21 protein-coding genes and 2 pseudogenes are annotated in these 19,867 nt (G+C 35.2%); 4 read left to right on the top strand and 19 right to left on the bottom strand.

Annotation, left to right across the window (positions count from 1 at the left end; all coding sequences use genetic code 11):
• Positions 1-63: 63 nt before the first annotated feature.
• Entirely contained in the window at positions 64-1,431 is a 1,368-nt protein-coding gene (locus tag ABC255_RS13615; RefSeq protein WP_412994228.1) for an MFS transporter, read from the bottom strand.
• 315 nt (positions 1,432-1,746) lie between these two features.
• Between ABC255_RS13615 and ABC255_RS13610 the strand changes: the two genes are divergently transcribed.
• From ABC255_RS13610 to ABC255_RS13600, 3 genes are all read left to right on the top strand, one after another.
• Entirely contained in the window at positions 1,747-2,673 is a 927-nt protein-coding gene (locus ABC255_RS13610; protein ID WP_412994226.1) for a LysR family transcriptional regulator, read from the top strand.
• A 262-nt stretch (positions 2,674-2,935) separates the two neighbouring features.
• The gene (locus ABC255_RS13605) at positions 2,936-3,607 is read left to right on the top strand and encodes a 4-carboxy-4-hydroxy-2-oxoadipate aldolase/oxaloacetate decarboxylase (RefSeq protein WP_412994224.1); all 672 of its coding nucleotides are present in this window, start codon (positions 2,936-2,938) and stop codon (positions 3,605-3,607) included.
• A 16-nt stretch (positions 3,608-3,623) separates the two neighbouring features.
• Positions 3,624-4,556, top strand: a complete 933-nt coding sequence (locus ABC255_RS13600; RefSeq protein WP_412994223.1) for a phosphoglycerate dehydrogenase — start codon at positions 3,624-3,626, stop codon at positions 4,554-4,556.
• A 110-nt stretch (positions 4,557-4,666) separates the two neighbouring features.
• Here the strand turns inward: ABC255_RS13600 and ABC255_RS13595 are convergent, their stop codons facing one another.
• The 3 genes and pseudogenes from ABC255_RS13595 to ABC255_RS13585 all read right to left on the bottom strand — a co-directional run bounded on the left by ABC255_RS13595 (position 4,667) and on the right by ABC255_RS13585 (position 7,337).
• Positions 4,667-4,960: a hypothetical protein gene (locus ABC255_RS13595; protein WP_412994221.1), complete on the bottom strand. Its 294-nt coding sequence runs from the start codon at positions 4,958-4,960 to the stop codon at positions 4,667-4,669.
• A 1,027-nt stretch (positions 4,961-5,987) separates the two neighbouring features.
• On the bottom strand, positions 5,988-6,644 hold the full coding sequence (locus tag ABC255_RS13590) for a carboxymuconolactone decarboxylase family protein (protein ID WP_412994219.1): 657 nt from the start codon (positions 6,642-6,644) through the stop codon (positions 5,988-5,990).
• Between the two features lie 342 nt (positions 6,645-6,986).
• Positions 6,987-7,337 (bottom strand): annotated as a pseudogene (locus ABC255_RS13585) (metal-sensing transcriptional repressor).
• Positions 7,338-7,393: 56 nt separating this feature from the next.
• Here ABC255_RS13585 and ABC255_RS29695 point away from each other — a divergent pair.
• Positions 7,394-7,594 carry a four-helix bundle copper-binding protein gene (locus ABC255_RS29695; protein WP_487247424.1) on the top strand — a complete coding sequence of 67 codons (201 nt, stop codon included), beginning with the start codon at positions 7,394-7,396 and terminating at the stop codon, positions 7,592-7,594.
• A 105-nt stretch (positions 7,595-7,699) separates the two neighbouring features.
• Here the strand turns inward: ABC255_RS29695 and ABC255_RS13580 are convergent, their stop codons facing one another.
• From ABC255_RS13580 to ABC255_RS13510, 15 genes and pseudogenes are all read right to left on the bottom strand, one after another.
• Positions 7,700-9,118 carry an MFS transporter gene (locus tag ABC255_RS13580; RefSeq protein WP_412994218.1) on the bottom strand — a complete coding sequence of 473 codons (1,419 nt, stop codon included), beginning with the start codon at positions 9,116-9,118 and terminating at the stop codon, positions 7,700-7,702.
• Positions 9,119-9,326: 208 nt separating this feature from the next.
• Positions 9,327-9,938, bottom strand: a complete 612-nt coding sequence (locus ABC255_RS13575; RefSeq protein ID WP_412994216.1) for a YdhK family protein — start codon at positions 9,936-9,938, stop codon at positions 9,327-9,329.
• A gap of 18 nt (positions 9,939-9,956) precedes the next feature.
• The gene (gene tatA, locus ABC255_RS13570; RefSeq protein ID WP_412994214.1) at positions 9,957-10,154 is read right to left on the bottom strand and encodes a twin-arginine translocase TatA/TatE family subunit; all 198 of its coding nucleotides are present in this window, start codon (positions 10,152-10,154) and stop codon (positions 9,957-9,959) included.
• A gap of 360 nt (positions 10,155-10,514) precedes the next feature.
• Positions 10,515-10,739 (bottom strand): annotated as a pseudogene (locus tag ABC255_RS13565) (glutaredoxin family protein); the annotation flags it as partial.
• Between the two features lie 81 nt (positions 10,740-10,820).
• Positions 10,821-11,657: a hypothetical protein gene (locus ABC255_RS13560; RefSeq protein WP_412994212.1), complete on the bottom strand. Its 837-nt coding sequence runs from the start codon at positions 11,655-11,657 to the stop codon at positions 10,821-10,823.
• Positions 11,658-11,677: 20 nt separating this feature from the next.
• Positions 11,678-14,098, bottom strand: coding sequence for a heavy metal translocating P-type ATPase (locus tag ABC255_RS13555; RefSeq protein ID WP_412998556.1), 2,421 nt, complete (start codon positions 14,096-14,098; stop codon positions 11,678-11,680).
• An 87-nt stretch (positions 14,099-14,185) separates the two neighbouring features.
• Complete coding sequence (copZ, locus tag ABC255_RS13550) at positions 14,186-14,392, bottom strand: copper chaperone CopZ (protein WP_412994211.1); 207 nt, start codon at positions 14,390-14,392, stop codon at positions 14,186-14,188.
• Between the two features lie 16 nt (positions 14,393-14,408).
• Positions 14,409-14,729 carry a metal-sensitive transcriptional regulator gene (locus ABC255_RS13545; protein WP_412994209.1) on the bottom strand — a complete coding sequence of 107 codons (321 nt, stop codon included), beginning with the start codon at positions 14,727-14,729 and terminating at the stop codon, positions 14,409-14,411.
• Between the two features lie 124 nt (positions 14,730-14,853).
• Entirely contained in the window at positions 14,854-15,453 is a 600-nt protein-coding gene (locus ABC255_RS13540) for an SAM-dependent methyltransferase (RefSeq protein ID WP_412994208.1), read from the bottom strand.
• 14 nt (positions 15,454-15,467) lie between these two features.
• On the bottom strand, positions 15,468-16,493 hold the full coding sequence (locus tag ABC255_RS13535; RefSeq protein WP_412994206.1) for a peroxiredoxin family protein: 1,026 nt from the start codon (positions 16,491-16,493) through the stop codon (positions 15,468-15,470).
• A gap of 272 nt (positions 16,494-16,765) precedes the next feature.
• A complete protein-coding gene (locus ABC255_RS13530) occupies positions 16,766-17,065 on the bottom strand; it encodes a DoxX family protein (protein ID WP_412998555.1) in 300 nt (99 codons plus the stop codon).
• Between the two features lie 3 nt (positions 17,066-17,068).
• Positions 17,069-17,221: a hypothetical protein gene (locus ABC255_RS13525; RefSeq protein WP_412994205.1), complete on the bottom strand. Its 153-nt coding sequence runs from the start codon at positions 17,219-17,221 to the stop codon at positions 17,069-17,071.
• Between the two features lie 241 nt (positions 17,222-17,462).
• Positions 17,463-17,714: a PTS transporter subunit EIIB gene (locus ABC255_RS13520; protein ID WP_412994203.1), complete on the bottom strand. Its 252-nt coding sequence runs from the start codon at positions 17,712-17,714 to the stop codon at positions 17,463-17,465.
• A 268-nt stretch (positions 17,715-17,982) separates the two neighbouring features.
• Complete coding sequence (locus ABC255_RS13515; protein WP_412994201.1) at positions 17,983-18,843, bottom strand: alpha/beta fold hydrolase; 861 nt, start codon at positions 18,841-18,843, stop codon at positions 17,983-17,985.
• Positions 18,844-19,380: 537 nt separating this feature from the next.
• Complete coding sequence (locus ABC255_RS13510; RefSeq protein ID WP_412994199.1) at positions 19,381-19,836, bottom strand: OsmC family protein; 456 nt, start codon at positions 19,834-19,836, stop codon at positions 19,381-19,383.
• Between the last annotated feature and the right edge of the window lie 31 nt (positions 19,837-19,867).

Here is a 19,867-nt window from a genome sequence, read left to right as displayed (position 1 = left end):
CACTACAATCTTTAAGGCTTCAACTCAAATATAAATTGGTGTTAGCTTAATTTTTTATACTTATTACGCTTTCTCAGTCCCTATTTTAGGTTCAATAATGGTAAATAGAATTAAAAGAGTCATTAAAGAGCTTCCCGCTAAGAATAAAAAGACTGTATTCCAGTTAAAAGTATCTAAGAGTACACCCACTAGGAATGGAGCAAATGCACCCCCGAGGGAACCAGCGGTATTTACAATAGCAGCAGCAAAGGAAACCTGATCTTTTGATGCAAGTCCCATAGGATATACCAAGAAGGTAGAATATCCTAAGTTTAATAGAATACCTGTTAGTAAAAGTAAAGCACCTAGTACCACTGCGTTATCAGGCGCGTATAAAAGTGAATACATCATGAATACAGTTGCTGCAGCCGTTAAAAGCATATTAGGCTTACGGCGTCTATCAAATACATTATCAGAAAGCCATCCGCCAAGGATATTACCAATCATCGCACCAATCCAAGGAGCTGCGGCAACAAACCCCATTTTCATGATGGAAAACCCTTTAACCTCAACCAAATAGGTAGGTACCCACGTCATGATAGCATAGGTAATTCCTACCATAAAGAAGTAACCTAAAGCGCATCCCCAAACATTCCATGAAAAAACTACCTTTCGGCTGGTATCCAATGGCTTAATAGTTTTTGTCCGAATAAGTTGATCTAACCAGTTTAAATTCAAGCTTACTTTCTGTTGACCGATTCCCTTTGTCTTTGTTACAACCTTGTGTTCAACTAGTTTTTCTTCATTGATATACTCTACCTCAGATTCTGAGACATAAGGGCTTTCCTCCGGCTTGTCTTTTACCAGCCACCACCATAGTACAGCAGAAATGAAACCTGGAATCGCAAATAGGTAAAATACTTCACGCCAACCGAAAGTGACAATAATGAAGGCACAAAGTGGAGGTACAATTGCTGGCGCAAACTTAATGGCAGCCATAAAAATACCAGTTGCAAAGCCCTTTTCTTTAGGTGGAAACCATCTATTGATTGTCGTAACAATTCCTATATTCAGCGGACCTTCCGCAGCCCCCAACAATAGGCGAAAAATTTTCAGTTGTAAAACACTATTAGCAAATCCCATAAATAATGTTGCTAATGATGTTAAAATAATCGATAGTGAGAATACTTTGCGTACCCCTTTCTTCCCAAAGTACATTCCTGCTGGAATCTGGATAGCAGAATATCCAAGGTAAAACAAAGTAGTCATCAAACCAATATCGGTATTACTCAGATTGAAACTGTCCTTTATAACAGGGACAATAACACCCATATTAGCCCTGTCTGCACCAGCAATCATATAAACAATAAAAATTAAGAACAGAACAACCCAGCGAAATCGTGTTTTTTTCTGTAAAACGGGTTGTGGTTTTTTTGCGAGTGCGTCTCTCATGTGAACTCCCCCCAACTAAAAATTTAATTATACTACAACAAATTCTCCCGTGATGAAAGAATTAGTATAAGAGCAATTCAAATCGTGCATACTCTTTACACAAAAAACGTTGATCAAAGTTTATGTTATCTTATCTCCTCCTTAAAAGTAGGATTATGTTAATTCCCGGAATCTGATTTTATAGTAGCAAACGCTTTCATCTTTTAATAACGATTTTTTTACATGTTAATTATCAACTTTTTAGATAATTCAATCTGAAATATTCAATACAATCATCATTAATTTCTTATATAATGAGTTCAAAGGAGTGTTTTAATGAATTATGAATTAGTTGAAACCTTTGCTATATTAGCGAAAACAATGAATGTAACCAAAACCGCGGAAAAACTATTTTTATCTCAGTCCACTGTCAGCTATCGATTAAAAGCTCTTGAAGAAGAACTAGGTGTCACATTAGTTGAAAGAGACCGAGGTTTTAAACATATAAAATTAACAGACTCTGGAAAGTTCTTTCTATCCATTGCTTTAGAATGGCAGAATATTAATGATAAAATCCAGAATTTCGCTTCTTCCCCATTTAAAAAAACAGTATCAGTAGGTGTTGTGGATAGCGTTAATAATTATCTATTTTCGGAGATTTATCAGGAGATATTTAAAAATACTCCAGATGTACAGCTAACGATAAAAACGCTCCATACAGGTGAGATTTATGATCAGATTGACGCAAGAATCATTGATATAGGATTCGCTTTAAACCATATCATTCTGCCTAACATTGAATCGGTAAAAATTTTAGATGAGGAAATGGTATTCGTTTCTAAATCCGACAATTATGGTCATGTTAAGGAAATGGACCCCGAGGAACTTAATCCTAATAATCAAATCTTTATCAATTGGGGAGAAGAATACTTAAACTGGCATAATAAATATATTCCTCATCATTCAACTCCTAAATTAATCACGGATTCAGCATTATTATCATTTGAATTACTTGATAACGATTCATGGTTAATCGCCCCATATAGTGTGGTAAATAAATTGAGAAAAAAGATTTCAGTCCATCTGTTACCGTTTAAAGAATCTGCTCCACAAAGAACGCTTTACATGATTAGTAATAAAAGTCCACTATACAGTAATAGGGATGCAATCAAAGAATTTAAAATACTTATAAGTAATTACATGGTCGAGCAGGAAAGATGGCAGCAAGAGTTTAAAGAAGGTTTAATTAAACCAGAATTGTAATTCCATACTTTCTTAAGAGGTGGGGATTCCCTTGTAATGAGCTAATTTTTTAGCCTATTGCGAGGGCTTTTTTATTGCCATTCATCTATTTAAGAAAATTTTACGAATAAATATTAAATTTTTCCCCTTTTAGATGGCAATAATCAAATTTATCGATAATTAATATGTAAAAAAACCGTTTTTAATAAATGTAAGCGATTGCTACTATTAAACTAGATTTCCGGAATCGAAATGATAAACCTAATTAAGGGGCGAATAAATCATGCTAACGTTTAATCGTAGTTTTGAAAGACCAGACAAAAAATGGTTTGAAAAGTTTGCTGCTATAGCTACACCAATAATTGGTGATGTAATGGGAAGACAAAATATCATGGATCATAGAATTAGACCCATTTGGACAGGGGCACGATGCGTTGGATCTGCATTAACAGTTATGAGTTATCCTTCTGATAACTTAATGATACATCTTGGTGTCAGCTTAGCAGAAGAAGGAGATATCCTTGTCGTCGATGCAGGAAATTATCAAAACGCAGGTGTTTGGGGAGAAATTTTAACAGTTAATGCAATGAACCGTAAAATTGGCGGCATCATCATTGATGGTGCTGTAAGGGATATTAAAGAAATCGAAGAACTAGGTTTTCCAATGTTTGCATCGGGAATCAACGCCCGGGGTGGTTACAAGAGTAATCCAGGAACTGTAAATAAGCCAGTATCTTGTGGAGGAGTTGCAGTTTGCCCGGGAGACTTAATTGTAGCGGATGAAAACGGTGTAGCGGTCATTCCTAAGGAAGACATAGAAATTGTCTATGACAAATGTTTAGCCAAAATCGAGGCAGAGCAACAAATTATGGAGCAGCTAAAACGTGGAAAAGATACGTTGGAAATTATGAATATGGATGAAACGCTTGTAAAACTTGGAATCAAGCTAATATAGAAAGAGGTGCTACTTGATGAAAACGTTTATTTTTGACCCCATTGAATCCAGTGCTTTACGATATGCAATGGATAGACTAGATGTTGTCGCTTGGAGCGATAAAGAGATTGAAGATTATTCGAAAGCAGAAGCAGTCATTGTACGCACTTTTAAAATGACGAAAGAAGTAATAGACAAAATGCCAAATCTAAAAATTATCGCAAAACATGGTGTAGGAGTAGATAATATAGATTTGGATTATGCCAACAGTAAAGGAATAAGAGTGACGAATACTCCTCAAGCTAACATGCACTCCGTATCTGAATTAGTTATTGGTCTTGCATTAAATAGTGCAAGAAAAATTAGCTTATCTCAAAAATTGCTGGATAAAGGGATCAGCAAAAATTCTCCTGTTGAATTAGCAGGATTTGAATTACAAGAAAAAACAATTGGCTTAATTGGATTAGGACGCATTGGAACATTAGTGGGACATAAATTAAAAGCAGCCTTTAATATGAATGTTCTCGTTTATGATCCATACGCGAGTGAAATGCAATGCAGCGAAGAAGGATTTATTAAACAGGATTGTTTGGACGATGTATTAAAAGAAAGTGATATTGTTAGTATTTCTGTTCCATTGACAATAGATACAGAGAATTTGATTGCTGCACGTGAGCTTTCCATTATGAAAAAGAATGCTATTTTAATTAATACATCTAGAGGAAAAATTATTAATGAACAAGACCTCTATCATGCATTACGAAATGGTGAGATTTTTGGGGCCGCACTAGATGTTTTCGCAGAGGAACCTATTTCTAAGGATCACCCATTATTAACATGTGATAATTTCATTGGTACTCCTCACAATGGTGCAAACACTGTAGATTCACTCATTCGAATGGGTACCGGTGCTGTAGATGAAATTGTTCGGTTACTAAACCACGAAGGAGCTTCATCAAGAATTTCATGATTCATTCGGAATTATTATATTTTTTAGAGGTAAGCTACACCACAGGAACTTCTATTCCTTGCCGGAGAACATTTTAAATCTATGTCCAAAAGCAATGCTTTTGGACATCCTTATTTATACTGATTATCATCTGTACCCGAGTAAGACTCTATCGCATTTTGAAGAGCATTGTGCGCTTGACCGAAGGCTGCGGCAGAAGATACATCCCCTGCATTCTGCAAGGCCACAATCGAATTTCTCGCTTGCGTTACTGCAGTGATACAGTTCTCAAGCATATTACCTTTATCACCATACTGTTCCCGTGCAGCCTGAAGCTGAAGAAGGCATTGATCTAAATTGTTGGATTGTGGATTATCATATGCCTTTTCTAATTCCTCTTTTACCTGTTGTAAAATTTCCTTCATCAACCTGTCCCCATTTCTTCATAGTTAGTAACAAATGGTATTTTGACCAAGCTATCATAGAATTATTCTAGAGAAAAAGTACAAAACAATAACGTTCCTTATAACGCGTAAGAAACAATCAGGAAATTAACAATTCATATTAAAACAAAACGTAAATGTAAAAATAAAAAATCTAGCGATTAATCCCTAGATTTCAATAATCTTAGGAGCATATTTGAACGTCCTAACGAAATCAACTAGGTATCTTTCATATAAATCAAATTTCCATTTTTCCTCATCAAAACTCGATCCATATCCAAAAGATAAATTAAAAGAATGGAATTCTTCTTGGATTTCAATGAAAGAATTTGAAGAAATACACTTGCAACAAATGTGTACAACTAGCACCGTTTACATCTGAACAATTGGTATTAAGTTAGGATACAGAAAAACATTCTAGTGCAAAGACTTAGTGAATTGGGAGATATAAATATAATTAATAAGTTGGTAAACTTATAATTAGTAACCTATACTTTTATGAAATAATTAAAGCCTAATTTCTCGTTTTAGTAACTTGAAATTAGGCTTTTTTATATAATATATTTCCTTAGCGTTGTAAATCCGTATTTATCTATACTAAGAAGTAGAATGGTTTGGATTAGCCAAGTACCGATTCGATACCTTATCATTGTCAATACATCGCTACGTTGAATACTTCAACTATACTAGCATCAATACTTTATTTAATAATAAAATATCAAGTGTTCGAAGAAACTTTTCACTCAATTTTTCTTCATAGAATACTTTAAATACTAATGATTTTCAGAGTACAGATAACCCCATTTTCCTGACTCTACCCCTACTAGAATACATACACCTGCCTAATCTTCTTATAAAGAATCAAAAAAGGCATCCTTTCGCAACCTATATAGCCATTCTAAAATAATTTTATCAAAAAAATAAATCTTTATATTCGTAAGTTTGCCCGCCTATGTAGGTGAACGAAGACCCTTAAAGTATGAAGATATATGAATCTTAAATCTCTATTTTATGAATCATATGCATTTAAGGCATTCACACTGTGAGCTAAAGCTGAACCTGCTTTTAATGCCGTTGCAACCATAATAGATTCTGCTAGTTCTTCCTTTGTTGCATTTGCCCGTTTTGCCCTTTTCGTATGATCGTCAATACAGTATGGGCATCCCGTTGTATGAGCAACCGCAACCGCAATCAATTCCTTCTCTTTTACACTTAAAGTACTTTCTTTCATTGCTTTTCCATCAAAATCAACAAATGACTTAAAAACTTCTCCATTGAGTTTTGAGAATTCTTTTAATCTATTAAAATATCCTGCTCTATACAATTCTTCGTCTTCATTTTGATCATATGCATTTAAGGCATTCACTCCATGAGCAAGCGCAGAGCCTGCCTTTAAGGCTGTTGCAACCATGATGGCTTCAGACATTTCTTCTTTAGAAACATTCTTCGATTTTCCTTGTTTAACATGAAGTTCAATACAATAAGGACAGCCTGTTGTATGAGCAACCGCAATGGCGATTAGTTCTTTTAGCTTTTTTGTTAGTTTCCCCTCTGCTAATGCCAGTCTATCAAAATTCATGAAAGCTTTAAAAACATCTGGTACAAGATCACTTAATTCACCAATTCGGTTAAAATATGATTTTTTATACAGTTCTTCTCTATTCAAAGTTTTCCCTCCCAATTTTCTATACTTCTTTTTTCAATCGTATTAGGCTCCCTATCTTCTATGCCTATTTATTAACCCTTACTCATGACCATCACCTTTTGTTTTCAAATAAATTATCGGACTAAAAGGTTCAGACAATTATATTAATTGAAAACATTTTATCACTTTTACGCAAATAAAAATTGACCTATATCTATAACATAAAAGAAGATAGGGTAGGAATTTGATCAAGATATTGACAAATCTCCCAATCCATTAGTCAAACATAGTAAAGGCAGAGTTACTGTATGAAATATCGGTTTGTTACCACAAGGCAAATTTACCATACCTCCGATGGGTATGTCAATATATAAAAATATAATACCAGTTATCGGTTACTGGTATTAAATATTGGGACTTAGAAAACCGTTTAAACACTTCCATTAATTCCTGAATTGCTTCTTCACCATTTCCATCTTTTATCGCAACGGATACACAATGATGTGTATGCTTTTCCAATAAATGAAGACCTACTTTATTCATGGCTGCATTGATAGCAGAAATTTGGGTAAGAAAATCCATACAATATCGTTCATTTTCAATCATATTTTGAATACCGAATACTTGACCTTTTATCCGTTTTAATCGGGTTATTAACTGATCTTTTTCTTTTGTTTATCTGTGTGTCACCTTTATTTCTTCAGCGTTGTTCATACAAGTATCACCTTCTTTTCTTAAAATGGTAAGCTATACGTAACTGGGGTACGAATATGATTTGTACCCTAAAAAGGAGGAATTTGAAAAGGCATGAACAATTTAATGAGTGTATTGAAGAATGTCTTGCTTGTTTAACAGAATGTAATCATTGTTATGATGCATGTTTAAAACAAGAGGGGGTACCACCAGCAAAAGGCAGATTAACAACGTTAAGGGATCTGGATACAAAAAATAGCCGGTTTTCTCCACGCTAAGCGTGTAACTAACCGGCCTGATTGATTATAATACAAAAGTAGGTTACTAAATAAATCGCTTTTTATTCCACTAACTTAGTTACGATTCTATCATTTTGGACCATCCTATTCTCCTTGCTTCGATGAACGGACAAATAGGAGGGCCAATACTGCTCCTGCAAAAGCCACCATGCCTGACCAGAAGAACGCTTGTTGATAGCCCTCGTTTAGAACTACTACCGGGTTCCCTGCAGTACTAGAGGCAATTGCTGCTGCAATGGAAACCATGATAGCTAAGCCAACTGCTGAACCAATCTGGTACGTCGTGTTATATAAACCAGATGCAAGACCAGATTCTTCTGACTTAGCCTCCGATACAGCTGCCGTGGTTGCTGGGAGATAGGCAAGGGCATTGCCAAGAGCAGCCAATAGTAGAGCGATGAACACATCACCCCAATAATTCCCATTAATTGTATTATTTGAAAATAAAATTCCTGCAATACCAAGTATGATAAATCCAATCATCATTGTTATTTTCATACCCAATTTATTCATAACTCTTTCAGCTAGAACAATCATGAATATAGCCATCAGAATCGGCGCCGGTAACATTCCCATTGCCGCTTTAAAAGGTTCAAATTTTAATACTTGTTGCAAGTATAAAATAAGGAAATAAATAAGAGGGAACCAAGATGCCGATAATAAAATAAGAGAAATGTTCCCTGCTGCCAAATTAGGCGTCTTAAAAATGCTAAGTGATACTAATGGATCTTTTCTAAACACTTGAATAAGGATAAAGAAGATGAATAAAACAACACCAATTCCTAAAGGTATTATAGTTGAAAGTGCTTGCCAGCCATTATGTTCTACATTTACGATTCCATAAACAATTAGAACGAGGGCTGCTGTTATAGCAATAGCACCTGCATAATCAATACGACCTGTTTTTGGCATATATTTTTGTAAAAGCTTTGGTGCTAATAACAAAACGATAATACCGACAGGAACATAAAATAGTAGTGTCCACCGCCAACTAAGTAATTGTGTCAAAACACCGCCAAGAACGATACCAAGTGCACCGCCTGCTGCACCAGAAAGCCCCCATATTGCAAGCGCCTTTCCCATTTCTTTCTTATTGGCAGAAAATAAAATCATAACAATTGAAAGTGCTGACGGTGCAATTAAAGCCGAACCAACACCCTGGATTGCTCTTCCTATGTTCAATGACATTTCGTTCCAAGCTAATCCAGCGAATAAAGACGAAACAGTTAAGATTGAAACACCCCACATAAAAATGCGGCGGTGACCAAACAAATCAGATAGTTTTCCTCCTAAGAGTAGTAATCCCCCAAATAAAATAAGAAAGGCGTTCATAACCCATTGTAAATTCGCCTCTGTATATCCAAGTGCACCTTTAATAGATGGTAAGGCAACTTGAACAACAGCTGAATCCATCATTACTATAAAATTTGCAAATCCCAATAAAGCCAATGCTTTCCAACGCTTCGGATCGGGTTGTGCAATAGTCTGTGAATGTGTTGACATTATTCAATTTCCTCCAATTTTTTTCGGATTTATTTTCATTTCATTTTGACTTCGAGACTCCTGTGAGTAGCAAGATTATCTTGTTTTTATACCCTCTCCTAGTAAAAATATAGTAAACTTGCGCATAGTATTTAATATAAATTTTCACACTCAACAATAGCAGCATGCATTCGACAGATTAAGTCTTTCATTTTCAGGTAATTATATTTTATTTTGCTGAAAGTTCACTTTCTGTTACCCATTTATGATTTTTCACTTGTTCTCCACCAGTTGTCGAAGTGTAATCAACCATAAAAACAGTAGTTTGTTGGGCTGAATCAATTGTTGCTTTTGCACCCTTCATGCCTTTGATGTGGTCAGCTTCAACGGTTGCTTCATCTCCAGGTTTATATGGTTTTTCGCTTGCATCTTTAATTTCTTCATGAATAATCCATTTGTGATTTGTTACTTTTTCACCACCAAATGTCGGTGTATACGAAATTATATAAACAGTGGTATCAAATGCACCAACAATGGTTGCTTCAGCGCCATTCATCCCTTCCATGTGATCAGTATTTATAAGGGCTTTACTCCCAAATTTAAATTTAGGATTCACCGCCATTTTTAATCCCTTGGGTACTTCGCCTGAACTTGAATGATTCATGTGATCCATTTCTTCCATGGCTTCATCGTTCGCAGAGCTTGAATTCTTTTCTTGCTCGGAATTATCGCTTTGATTCATTTTTCCATGTTCGTTCTCATTATCTCCATTGGAGCAAGCTACTAAGAGTACGCCAAGGGTCAATGTAAGTAAAAATAGTACCGTTCGTTTAGTTTTCATCATTATTAACACCTTTACTTAATATTTAGTAAATTTTTTCTGTTCTTCTTTGATTTCACCCATTACATCATCTGTTAGTCCACGGGTTGACTTTTTAAATTCCTTCAACGTTTGCCCAAAAGCGCGACCGATTTCCGGAAGTTTTTTCGGTCCAAAAATGATTAAAGCAAGAATAAAAATCAAAATTAATCCTGGCACTCCTATGTTAGAAAGCATGGATTTATATTCCCTTCTATTATTATTATTTCTATTACGGTTAACGTACTAAAAAATCTGATTGAGTTAGAAACTGAGATAATTCTTACCAGAAATATATATACTAACTTATTAATTGTACTCTACCTATCCGTTTCAAAAATTTATGAAACGATTCTCGTTTTTTTTTCTTTTGTGCATAAATTGCGATAATTTTGTCAACTGCCTCATATAATTGCTCTTGCCCTAAATATTCTAGAAATAAAGAACCAACCTCTGTGCCCTTCCCTTTTTTCCCCTTTCAGTTAATTATTTACTATACGTCGGTAAGGTATATATTACTGAAATTATACCTGCCGCTAAATAATGCGACAGGTGATATCAGTTTTTTAAATTTAAAATCTTCCTTATCTCATCTATATTTTGTTCAAATCCAATCAGGACTTTCGGTTTGCTCATCAACCCCAACAAGGATTTATTCTTAAATACAAATGTTGGAACAATTCTTGTACCTGTTATTTTAACTAAATCTTCTTCTTTAGAAGGCTGTTTCGTTAGATCGTATTCAATATACGATACGTTATTTTCGGAAAGAAACTCTTTCCCTGTCTGACAATCTGTTCAGGTAGGTCTGGTATAAAGCTCTAGTTGAACTTTTGTCATAGACAAATCACCCTTCCATTTTTATTATTTAACTTCTATAACAAATGGGTATATATTGACCTGTCCTCCAAATTTGAATTCAGCCCAAAGCTTATAAATACCTGGCTTATCAAACTGCGTGTCAAATACAGTTTTATCATCTGCTACTGGGTGAACATGGATATATTTTTCTCCATCTTCATCCAAGACCACAACATGACCTAATGCGCCTAAATGTGGCTCAGGTTTTGCATCCTTTACATCAAAATTAAGAGTTATCTCCTTGTTGACCTCAAAGGATTCAGTAGTTAATTCAACTGTTTGACCATTGATGGTCTTTGTAAAATCCGAATCGGCAACGAGTTCGTTAACACCGTGTTCATGATGCGTTTCACCAACATGGAATTCAATTGGCATTACTGAATATTGAAGACCTTTTGGTTTTATGTCAACGAACGCTTTATAAGAATTACCAACTAAACTTACCTTCTGTTGGTAGATTCCATCGCCCTTTTTCTCTGGATGTAAATGATGATACTCTTTTAAGTCTGAACTTACGACAATGAAATGCATATTTTTTTCATGAGAAACTTCCAGTTCCGGAACATGATTATTTTTATCTTTTAGCTCAATGGTGATTTCTCCGTTAGCATAAGATACTTTTGGTGTAACCTCGCTAGTAGTGTTTGCACCATGATTCTCGTGATCTTGATGACTATGTTGATGATTAATGCTTTCTTCCTCCTGTTCAGTAGTTGTAGTTGTATGGTTATTGTGTTCCCCTGATTTTGGATTAATACTTGCATACACACTGTAACCAGCGATGACAATCCCAAGGTACACGATAGCTGAAACCGCCCAAATCATAATACTATTTTTCATATAAGAATCCTCCACTCCATTCAAGCCTTTAACTTAATTCTCTGAAGTCTGAGTGCGTTTAGAACAACCGATACAGAACTAAATGCCATCGCTGCACCGGCTAACCATGGTGCTAAGAAACCGACTGCTGCAATTGGAATTCCTATAACGTTATATGCAAGCGCCCAGAAAAGATTTTGTTTAATATTAGTTATTGTCTTCTTACTCATGAAAATCGCATCTGCAATACTAGTTAAGTCGCCTCTGATGAGGGTAATGTCAGCTGCTTCCATTGCCACGTCGGTACCTGTACCAATCGCCATCCCAATATCAGCTGTTGCAAGTGCCGGAGCGTCATTAATTCCATCTCCTACCATTGCTACTTTTTTACCTGCTTGTTGGAGCTTTTTCACTTCTTCAGCTTTGCCTTCTGGTAATACTTCTGCTATGACTTTCTTAATTCCAACTTGGTTGGCAATTGCCTGTGCGGTTTGGGTATTATCCCCTGTAATCATTACTACATCTAAACCCATGCTATGCAAACGGAAAATGGCTTCTTTAGATGTTTCTTTAATGGTATCAGCGACCGTCACAATTCCAGCAAAACGTCTATCAATAGCTACCAACATGGCTGTTTTCCCTTGTTTCTCCAAGTTCTCCATTTTTACTAATTCATCTTGCACATTGATGTTATGTTTAGCCATAAGTCTGCGTGTACCGATGAATAATTGTTTACCATTCACCGTTGACTGAATACCAAAACCAGGGATGGCTTCAAATGTTTCAGATGACCCCAGGTTAATTTCTTTTTCCTTTATACCTTCCACAATTGCTTCTGCAAGTGGATGTTCGGAGTTTTTCTCAGCCGTACCAACGAGCGTTAGAAATTCCCTTTCATCCACGCCTTCTGCTAAAATAACATCTGTTAATGAAGGTTTTCCGTTTGTAACAGTACCTGTTTTATCAAGAATAATCGTATCTAAGCGATGAGTTGTTTCAAGGTGTTCCCCGCCTTTAAATAAAATCCCAAATTCGGCTGCACGACCTGAGCCAGCCATAATCGAAGTTGGTGTTGCCAAACCAAGTGCACAAGGACAAGCGATAACTAATACCGCAATAAATTTCTCAAGAGCATCCGCAAAATCTCCAGGGTTTACAGCAAAATACCATACAAGGAAAGTAATAATTGCTATTCCTACAACGATCGGCACAAATATTCCTGAAATCACGTCAGCTAACCGCTGAATAGGTGCTTTAGAACCTTGTGCTTCTTCAACCACCTTAATAATTTGAGCTAAAGCTGTATCTTTTCCAACTTTTGTTGCTTTAATTTTCAAGAAACCATTTTTATTAATCGTTGAACCAATTACCTTATCTCCAATCGTTTTATCAATTGGAATGCTTTCACCCGTTAACATTGATTCATCAACCGCTGATTGACCTTCCACAATTTCACCATCAACCGGCACTTTTTCACCCGGCTTTACATAGACAATATCCTCTTCTAAAACATCTTCGATTGGGATAATCATCTCGATACCATCGCGAACAACTGTTGCATTTTTCGCCTGTAATCCCATTAACTTCTTAATTGCCTCAGATGAACGCCCTTTTGCCTTTGCTTCAAATAATTTCCCTAATAGAATTAAGGTAATAAGCACTGCACTTGTTTCATAATAGAGCTCTACCATATGAGCACCGGAGCCAATAGAAATAATACTTAAATATAAACTATAGAAATAAGCAGCTGATGTACCAAGTGAAACAAGCACATCCATATTTGCACTCTTATTTCTTAACGCCTTAAAAGCTCCTACATAAAACTGTTTACCAACGACAAATTGTACTGGTGTTGCTAAAGCTAATTGAACCCAAGGATTCATAAACATATCTGGCAGCCAAATAAATGACGTAAATTCAAAGTGACTCACCATTGCCCACAATAACGGGAATGATAGTATGGCAGAGAAAAGAAACTTTCCTTGTTGCTTTTCAATTTCCTTTTGACGATGGTCAACTTGTTCTCCTGCATTTTCTTTCTTTTGTTCAAGGGCATAGCCTAATTTTTTGATTGCCTCTTTCATTTCAGAGACAGAGACCTGTTCTGGATTATACTCGACAAGGACTGTTTCTAACGCGAAGTTGACAGTCGCCTTTTCGACCCCATCGAATTTATTAAGCCTTTTTTCAATTTTATTTGCACATGCGGCACAGGTCATTCCTGTTATATTAAATTCCACTTTTTCCTTTACAACATCATATCCTAAAGATTGAATTTTCTTTTGAAAATCCTGTTCAGATACCACTTCTGGATCATATTTTATGGTGGACTTTTCAAGTGCTAAATTAACATTCGCCTCTTTCACGCCCTCCATTTTTTTGAGTCCTTTTTCAATTCTTGTTGCACATGCCGCACAGGTCATTCCTGTAATTTGAAAATATGTTTCTTTTATTTCACTAATCATCGTTATTCACCTCTCTCATACGGGTAGGGGGTATAATTTATTGTTAAAGATAACGTGCTTTTCTGCGCACGTTATTTTTAACATCTATTCAACATCATAGCCTTGGTCATCAATTGTTTCTTTAATCTTGCTTAAAGAAACTTCAGCAGGGTTAAATTCTACATCGACTGTCCCTTCAGCTAAATTAACTTTAACAGAATTAATCCCTTGTAACTCTCCGACGCTTCCTTCAATAGAATTTACACAATGACCACAAGACATTCCATTAACCTTTAATGTAATGTTTTCCATCAATAATCACTCCTCATTATTTTTTCATTAATCTTTCAATTGTTAAAAGAACTTCATCTAAAACTTCTGTATCACCTTCGTTTATTCGTTCCAATACACAAGTTTTTAAATGTCCTTCTAGAAGAATCTTTGCCACACTGTTTAAAGCAGATTGTGTAGCAGAAATTTGTGTAATAACATCATCACAATAAGTATCCTTTTCAATTAATCCTTTTATCCCGCGAATTTGACCCTCAATTCGATTTAAACGAGTGACCAAATTTTTCTTTACTTTGTCAGAATGATGACTCTTTCTTTCTTCAGAAAGAAGACAATCATGATTCATGTTTTCATTCATCCAACCTCACCTCACATTCCTAATTTACTATACCCCCCTATAGTATGTCAAGAAACTTTTTGAAATCCTTTTTGCTTTACCAGAGTGGGAGTTGTTATGTAGGGGATATGCAGAGATTTAACCTTCATTTTGGTTTTTGCCCTACAAATTGTATGACATGGGATAAACCATTATGGAGCTTTCCTTCATGCCTGGTAACCTCCCCCATAAAAAAGTGGATAATCCTCCAATCCGAGAAGACTTGTAAAAATTCTTCTGGATTATATAAAAAGTCCAAATCCTTTGGTCCGCCACTTACATATGGTAATTGGTATATTGAATATACCTCTGATACATAATATCCACCTGGCTTAATCGTTTCCTTAACACCTTGAAGTGTTTTCTTGCGTAAATCTGTTGTAAAATGCCCGAAAATGCAAACAAGCTGATCCCACTTATCTTTTTCCCAGTTTATATCATTTAAATCAACAAGCTCGGTACTAACCGTTACAGCTCTGCTATCGGCGAGTTTTTTTGTTTTTGCTAAGCCGGATTCCGCATAGTCCCAAGCGGTTACTTTCATTCCTTGTTCAGCTAAAAAAACTGCATTGCGCCCTTCTCCTTCAGCGATTGCCAAAGTATCACCGGATAATTGAAGTTTTTTCCGGATATCTGCTAAAAATACATTGGGTTCTTTTCCATAAACATAATCATCATCCTGAAATCGAATATTCCATTGATTCAACATATTTCTCCTGTCTAATCAATATTATTTATTAATTCTGTCATCATTTCTCCATCCATTGGACCAATTATCTTTTTACGGATAATACCATGAGAATCAATGACATAACTTGTTGGAATTGTAATAGCCTGATATCGGTCCCCTATTTCTCCCTCTAGATCAAGTAACACTGGAAAAGTTACGTGATTATCTTTAATAAATTTCTCAATATTTTTTATATTTTTTTCAGATGTAGTTAAATTGACTGCAAGTATTTCTACGATTTTGTTTTGTTCTTCATAAAAATCTTGCATATGGGGCATTTCTGCTTTACATGGCGGACACCAAGTTGCCCAAAAATTTAATATTACTTTCTTTCCTCTTAATTCAGAAAGCTTTAGTTCTTCCCCATCTATTGTTTTCATTTGAAAATCGGGAGCTTTATTGCCTTCCTGAACTCCGATTTTTATTTTTTCTTCACCTGTTGGCATTGTACTGGCTGTATTCTCCATTTTTACTTTAGGGATTTTGCCAGAGGAATAAAAGATTCCAAAAGCTAACAATCCAGCCAAACTTATTATTAATAATCCATTTTTCGATGAAGATACCTTCCTGGTAAGACTCAATATATAAAGCAAAAGGGAAAGTAATCCTACGAAGAGATGAAAAAGAATATTTTCATTAATTAAGAAAAGCAATAAAAAATGATACCCGCTTAATACTGAAAAACTTAAAATTAATGCTGTTTGCAAGGTCATCAAAAAAGAAATGTTTAATTTCATAGTTTTATAAAAGAAATAAATAACTGAGCCAAGAATTCCTAAAAATAACCCTTTATCCCCACCTGTAAAATACAACAACGATAATGGACTTTTAACTATTAATTTTGGCTCCAGCAACAGCAAACTGCCTTTCCATATAAGAAATCCTAAAAAAACACTATTTGATACTAAATCAAATAATTTTTTATCTAATTCATTTCTTTGTGAACGCAGCAACCATAGCTTTAAAGTAATAAATCCTATTAGAATTGCAATTGCAAGAACAATCCATTTCATCATGATGGTAAAAGACCCAATTTGTACTACGTCGATTCTCGGCTCCTCCCTTCATTTATCAAGAGTTACTAAAAAAATAGTATTAACTCTTGCTTATTTTAAAGTATTTTTTGTATTAATATGATGACTCCTACCAGGAGCCAAATGAAAACCCCAGGTCATATGGGAGGTGAAAATTTCGAACGGGGTTTTTTATTATTTATTCCTCAAGTACCGTTACCACAATTCTTAGAGCTATTATTATTCAAAATTTATCTCCCCTATGGACTTTTACTTTATGGCTCCAACTCAAATAAAAAATTTATGTCCTTTCTACAGTTTAATCCGTCACTCCGTGTAGTCTTATTATTATCCCTGACAACTTTGTTCTTTTTTTGGTGTTTTTGTTCTCTCACCAACAAAACGATTATCCCTAAAATCAAAAGAACTATTGAAGGCATTGTATCTCCAATACCCTGACCTGCATTTAAATGTGTAAACGCAGCACCTGCCATTAGTAACACTGCCCCTCCAGAAGCCAGTAATGCGAATTGTGAGTACCAAAACCCAATTAACAATCCAAGCGCTCCTAGAATTTCTCATACGCCGACTATGTACATAAATTCTACTGAATAACCAAACGTTTCTGTAAACACATGAATTTGTTGTTGATTACCAGTTACCTTCTTAACACCAGCAAGAATAAATGCAACGGAATAAAATCCTTGAATAATACGCAACATCCATATCATATAAAATCCCCTTTATATCTAGCCTATTTCTTCAACGCTAAGGTTTAAAAAAATCAGCCAGGATTTTCTCACCCAGCTCGTTTCAATTTTATCGAGTTAGTTCATCACGTCTTAATCCACATCTCCAATAACAAAAAGCAATATAACTGCTAACGGTTATTAACTACTTTAAACGTTTTCTTAAAAATTGTTTATCAGATTAGCAATAACGTCTAAGTCCTCCTCAAAAGCAAAATTCCCATTATTTAATAAATGAAATTCCATTATTTTCATCAATGCTACTATTTTCTTGAATGGCTTTATCACTAATGTTTGTTCCAATTACCCCCTGTACTTTTTCAATCGTCTTACAATTTACCCTTCCTTGATCTTGTAAAGTGAAGCGCAACCGGGTTACACAGTGAATTACATTTTGAACATTTTCTTCCCCACAATGCTCAAGAATGCCTTTAGATGTCTTATAATATCCATCAGTGTCTCCTCCCATTTTCATTTTGTAAGCATCACTGCACTCCCCACCATATAACCTTCCATTCTTATATAACGTAAAAAAGATTATTTTGGCTACCTCTCCAGAAATCCTCTCAGGCAATTAAAAAACCTAAATTACAGTCAATGTAGGAATACATAGCTTCCCCTACACTTTCTGTAATTTAGGTTTTGCCTGATTAACCAGTAACAATCCTAACTAGATATTTAGGTTTTGCCTGCTTAACCAGTAACAATCCTATTGGATATTTAATTTGATTACTTTGCCCCACCTATTTTAATCGTTTTCCTAAAAATTGCTTAATCAGATAGGCACTAGTTTCTAATTCTTCTTCTAAAGGAAAATGCCCGGTATTTAATAAATGAACCTCGCATTCTTTAACATCGTTTTGGAAGGCTAACGCTCCTTTAGGTCCAAAGAACATGTCATTTTTCCCCCAAGCTACTAATACAGGAGGCTGATATGTTCTAAAGAATTCCTGCCAGCTCGGATATTGTTTAAGGTTGTTTCGATAATCGTAAAATAGTGCAAGTTGTATTTCTTTATTGCCAGGACGATCCAAAACGAATTGATCCATATTCCAAGCATCTGGGCTAATTCGATCAGGGTTACGTGTCCCATTTGTATATTGATACTTTGTAAAGTCCGCTGATAAAAGGGCTTTTAAATTATTTTTATTTTCCTCATTAGGATTTTCCCAATAAGTGCGTATAGGATCCCAAGTAGACAATAATCCTTCCTCATATGCATTTCCATTTTGAGTTATAATGGCTTGAATTCGTTCAGGATGTTTCGTTGCTAATCTAAATCCTACTGGAGCGCCGTAATCGTGAACATAGATACTAAATTTCTCTAAATTTAATTTCTCTACAAATTTATTTATTAGAAGAGCTAAGCTATCAAAAGTATATTCAAATTCATCCATTCCGGGTTGATCGCTATTTCCGAAACCTGGGTAATCTGGCGCGATAATGTGATATTCATCCATAAGTTTATTTAATAAATTTCGATACATATGAGAAGAAGACGGGAAACCATGAAGTAATAAAATTGTGGGATTGCTTGTATTACCAGCTTCTCGATAAAAGATATTAATGTTATTAATATTTATTGTTTTGTATTGTACTAACATATTTTCACCTCATGTTATTGAAAATGATATTTTCATCATTTATTTTACTCACGTAGTGAACCCTATCTAAATTATAGCAATTAAACTCGGATCACTTTAAATTGTCCGCCACCATATATCATCTTTATATAGTCAATTTTTGTATTTTCAAAATATACCTTATCTCTTTTATTAACTAGAAACTGAATCCCACTTTCTTCAGTAATTTCATCACTCTCTAAAGCTGACTCTTCCAGAGCCAGACGAAGTTGCGGTCCTCCTCAGCCAATCCCCATTGATAAACGGATTAATGGCTTCCTACCTTCTTTAATAAGGTCTTTAACTTCTTTGGTAATTTCCGAAATTGCAGCCTGCGTTATTTTAACCATATATTTCCTCCAAAAGAATACTTATTTTATAGTTTTATCCGCCCTATTTTTTATGGCAAATACGCTTAAAGTAAATCATTTAAATCTTTATAGCTGTTGCTAAAATTAATAAGGCTAATTCTATTCCAAGATCTTAGTGCTTACCAGATTATCCGGAATCATCCACGTATTAACTAACTACATTTTCCTCGGATAATAAAGAAACTTTGCCTTCAACACCTATTTGAACATCTGCTTTTTTCAACATGTTTCCGACTGCGCATCCTTTATCTGCAGCTACAATTGCTCTATTAGCTGATTGAATCTGCTCTTCTGTTGCATCAGCAGATAAAATAATATGAGGATAATGTATAATTTTGAATCCTTCTTCCTTTGAATTGGTTGCTTCCGAATCCATTGTCAAACCAGCTACAGGCAGTTTTCTTGTTTCAAGCATAGCGGCAAGAGTCATCGTATAACAGGCTACGGCAGAAGTTACCAGTAATTCTTTAGGCTCTGTACCTTCTCCACTGCCACCCAATAATTCAGGTATCGCTATTTTTGTTTCAAGATAATTTGCTTTAATTATCCCCGTTCCTTTTGTGTTTCCATTCCACACAGTCTTTAAATTTATTTTTGCCTCCAAGTATTTTCACTCCTTAACTAAAATACAAACT

The organism is Neobacillus canaveralius, from assembly GCF_047237705.1.
GTDB lineage: Bacteria > Bacillota > Bacilli > Bacillales > Cytobacillaceae > Neobacillus > Neobacillus niacini_K.
This window is presented reverse-complemented; position numbering and strand designations above follow the sequence as displayed.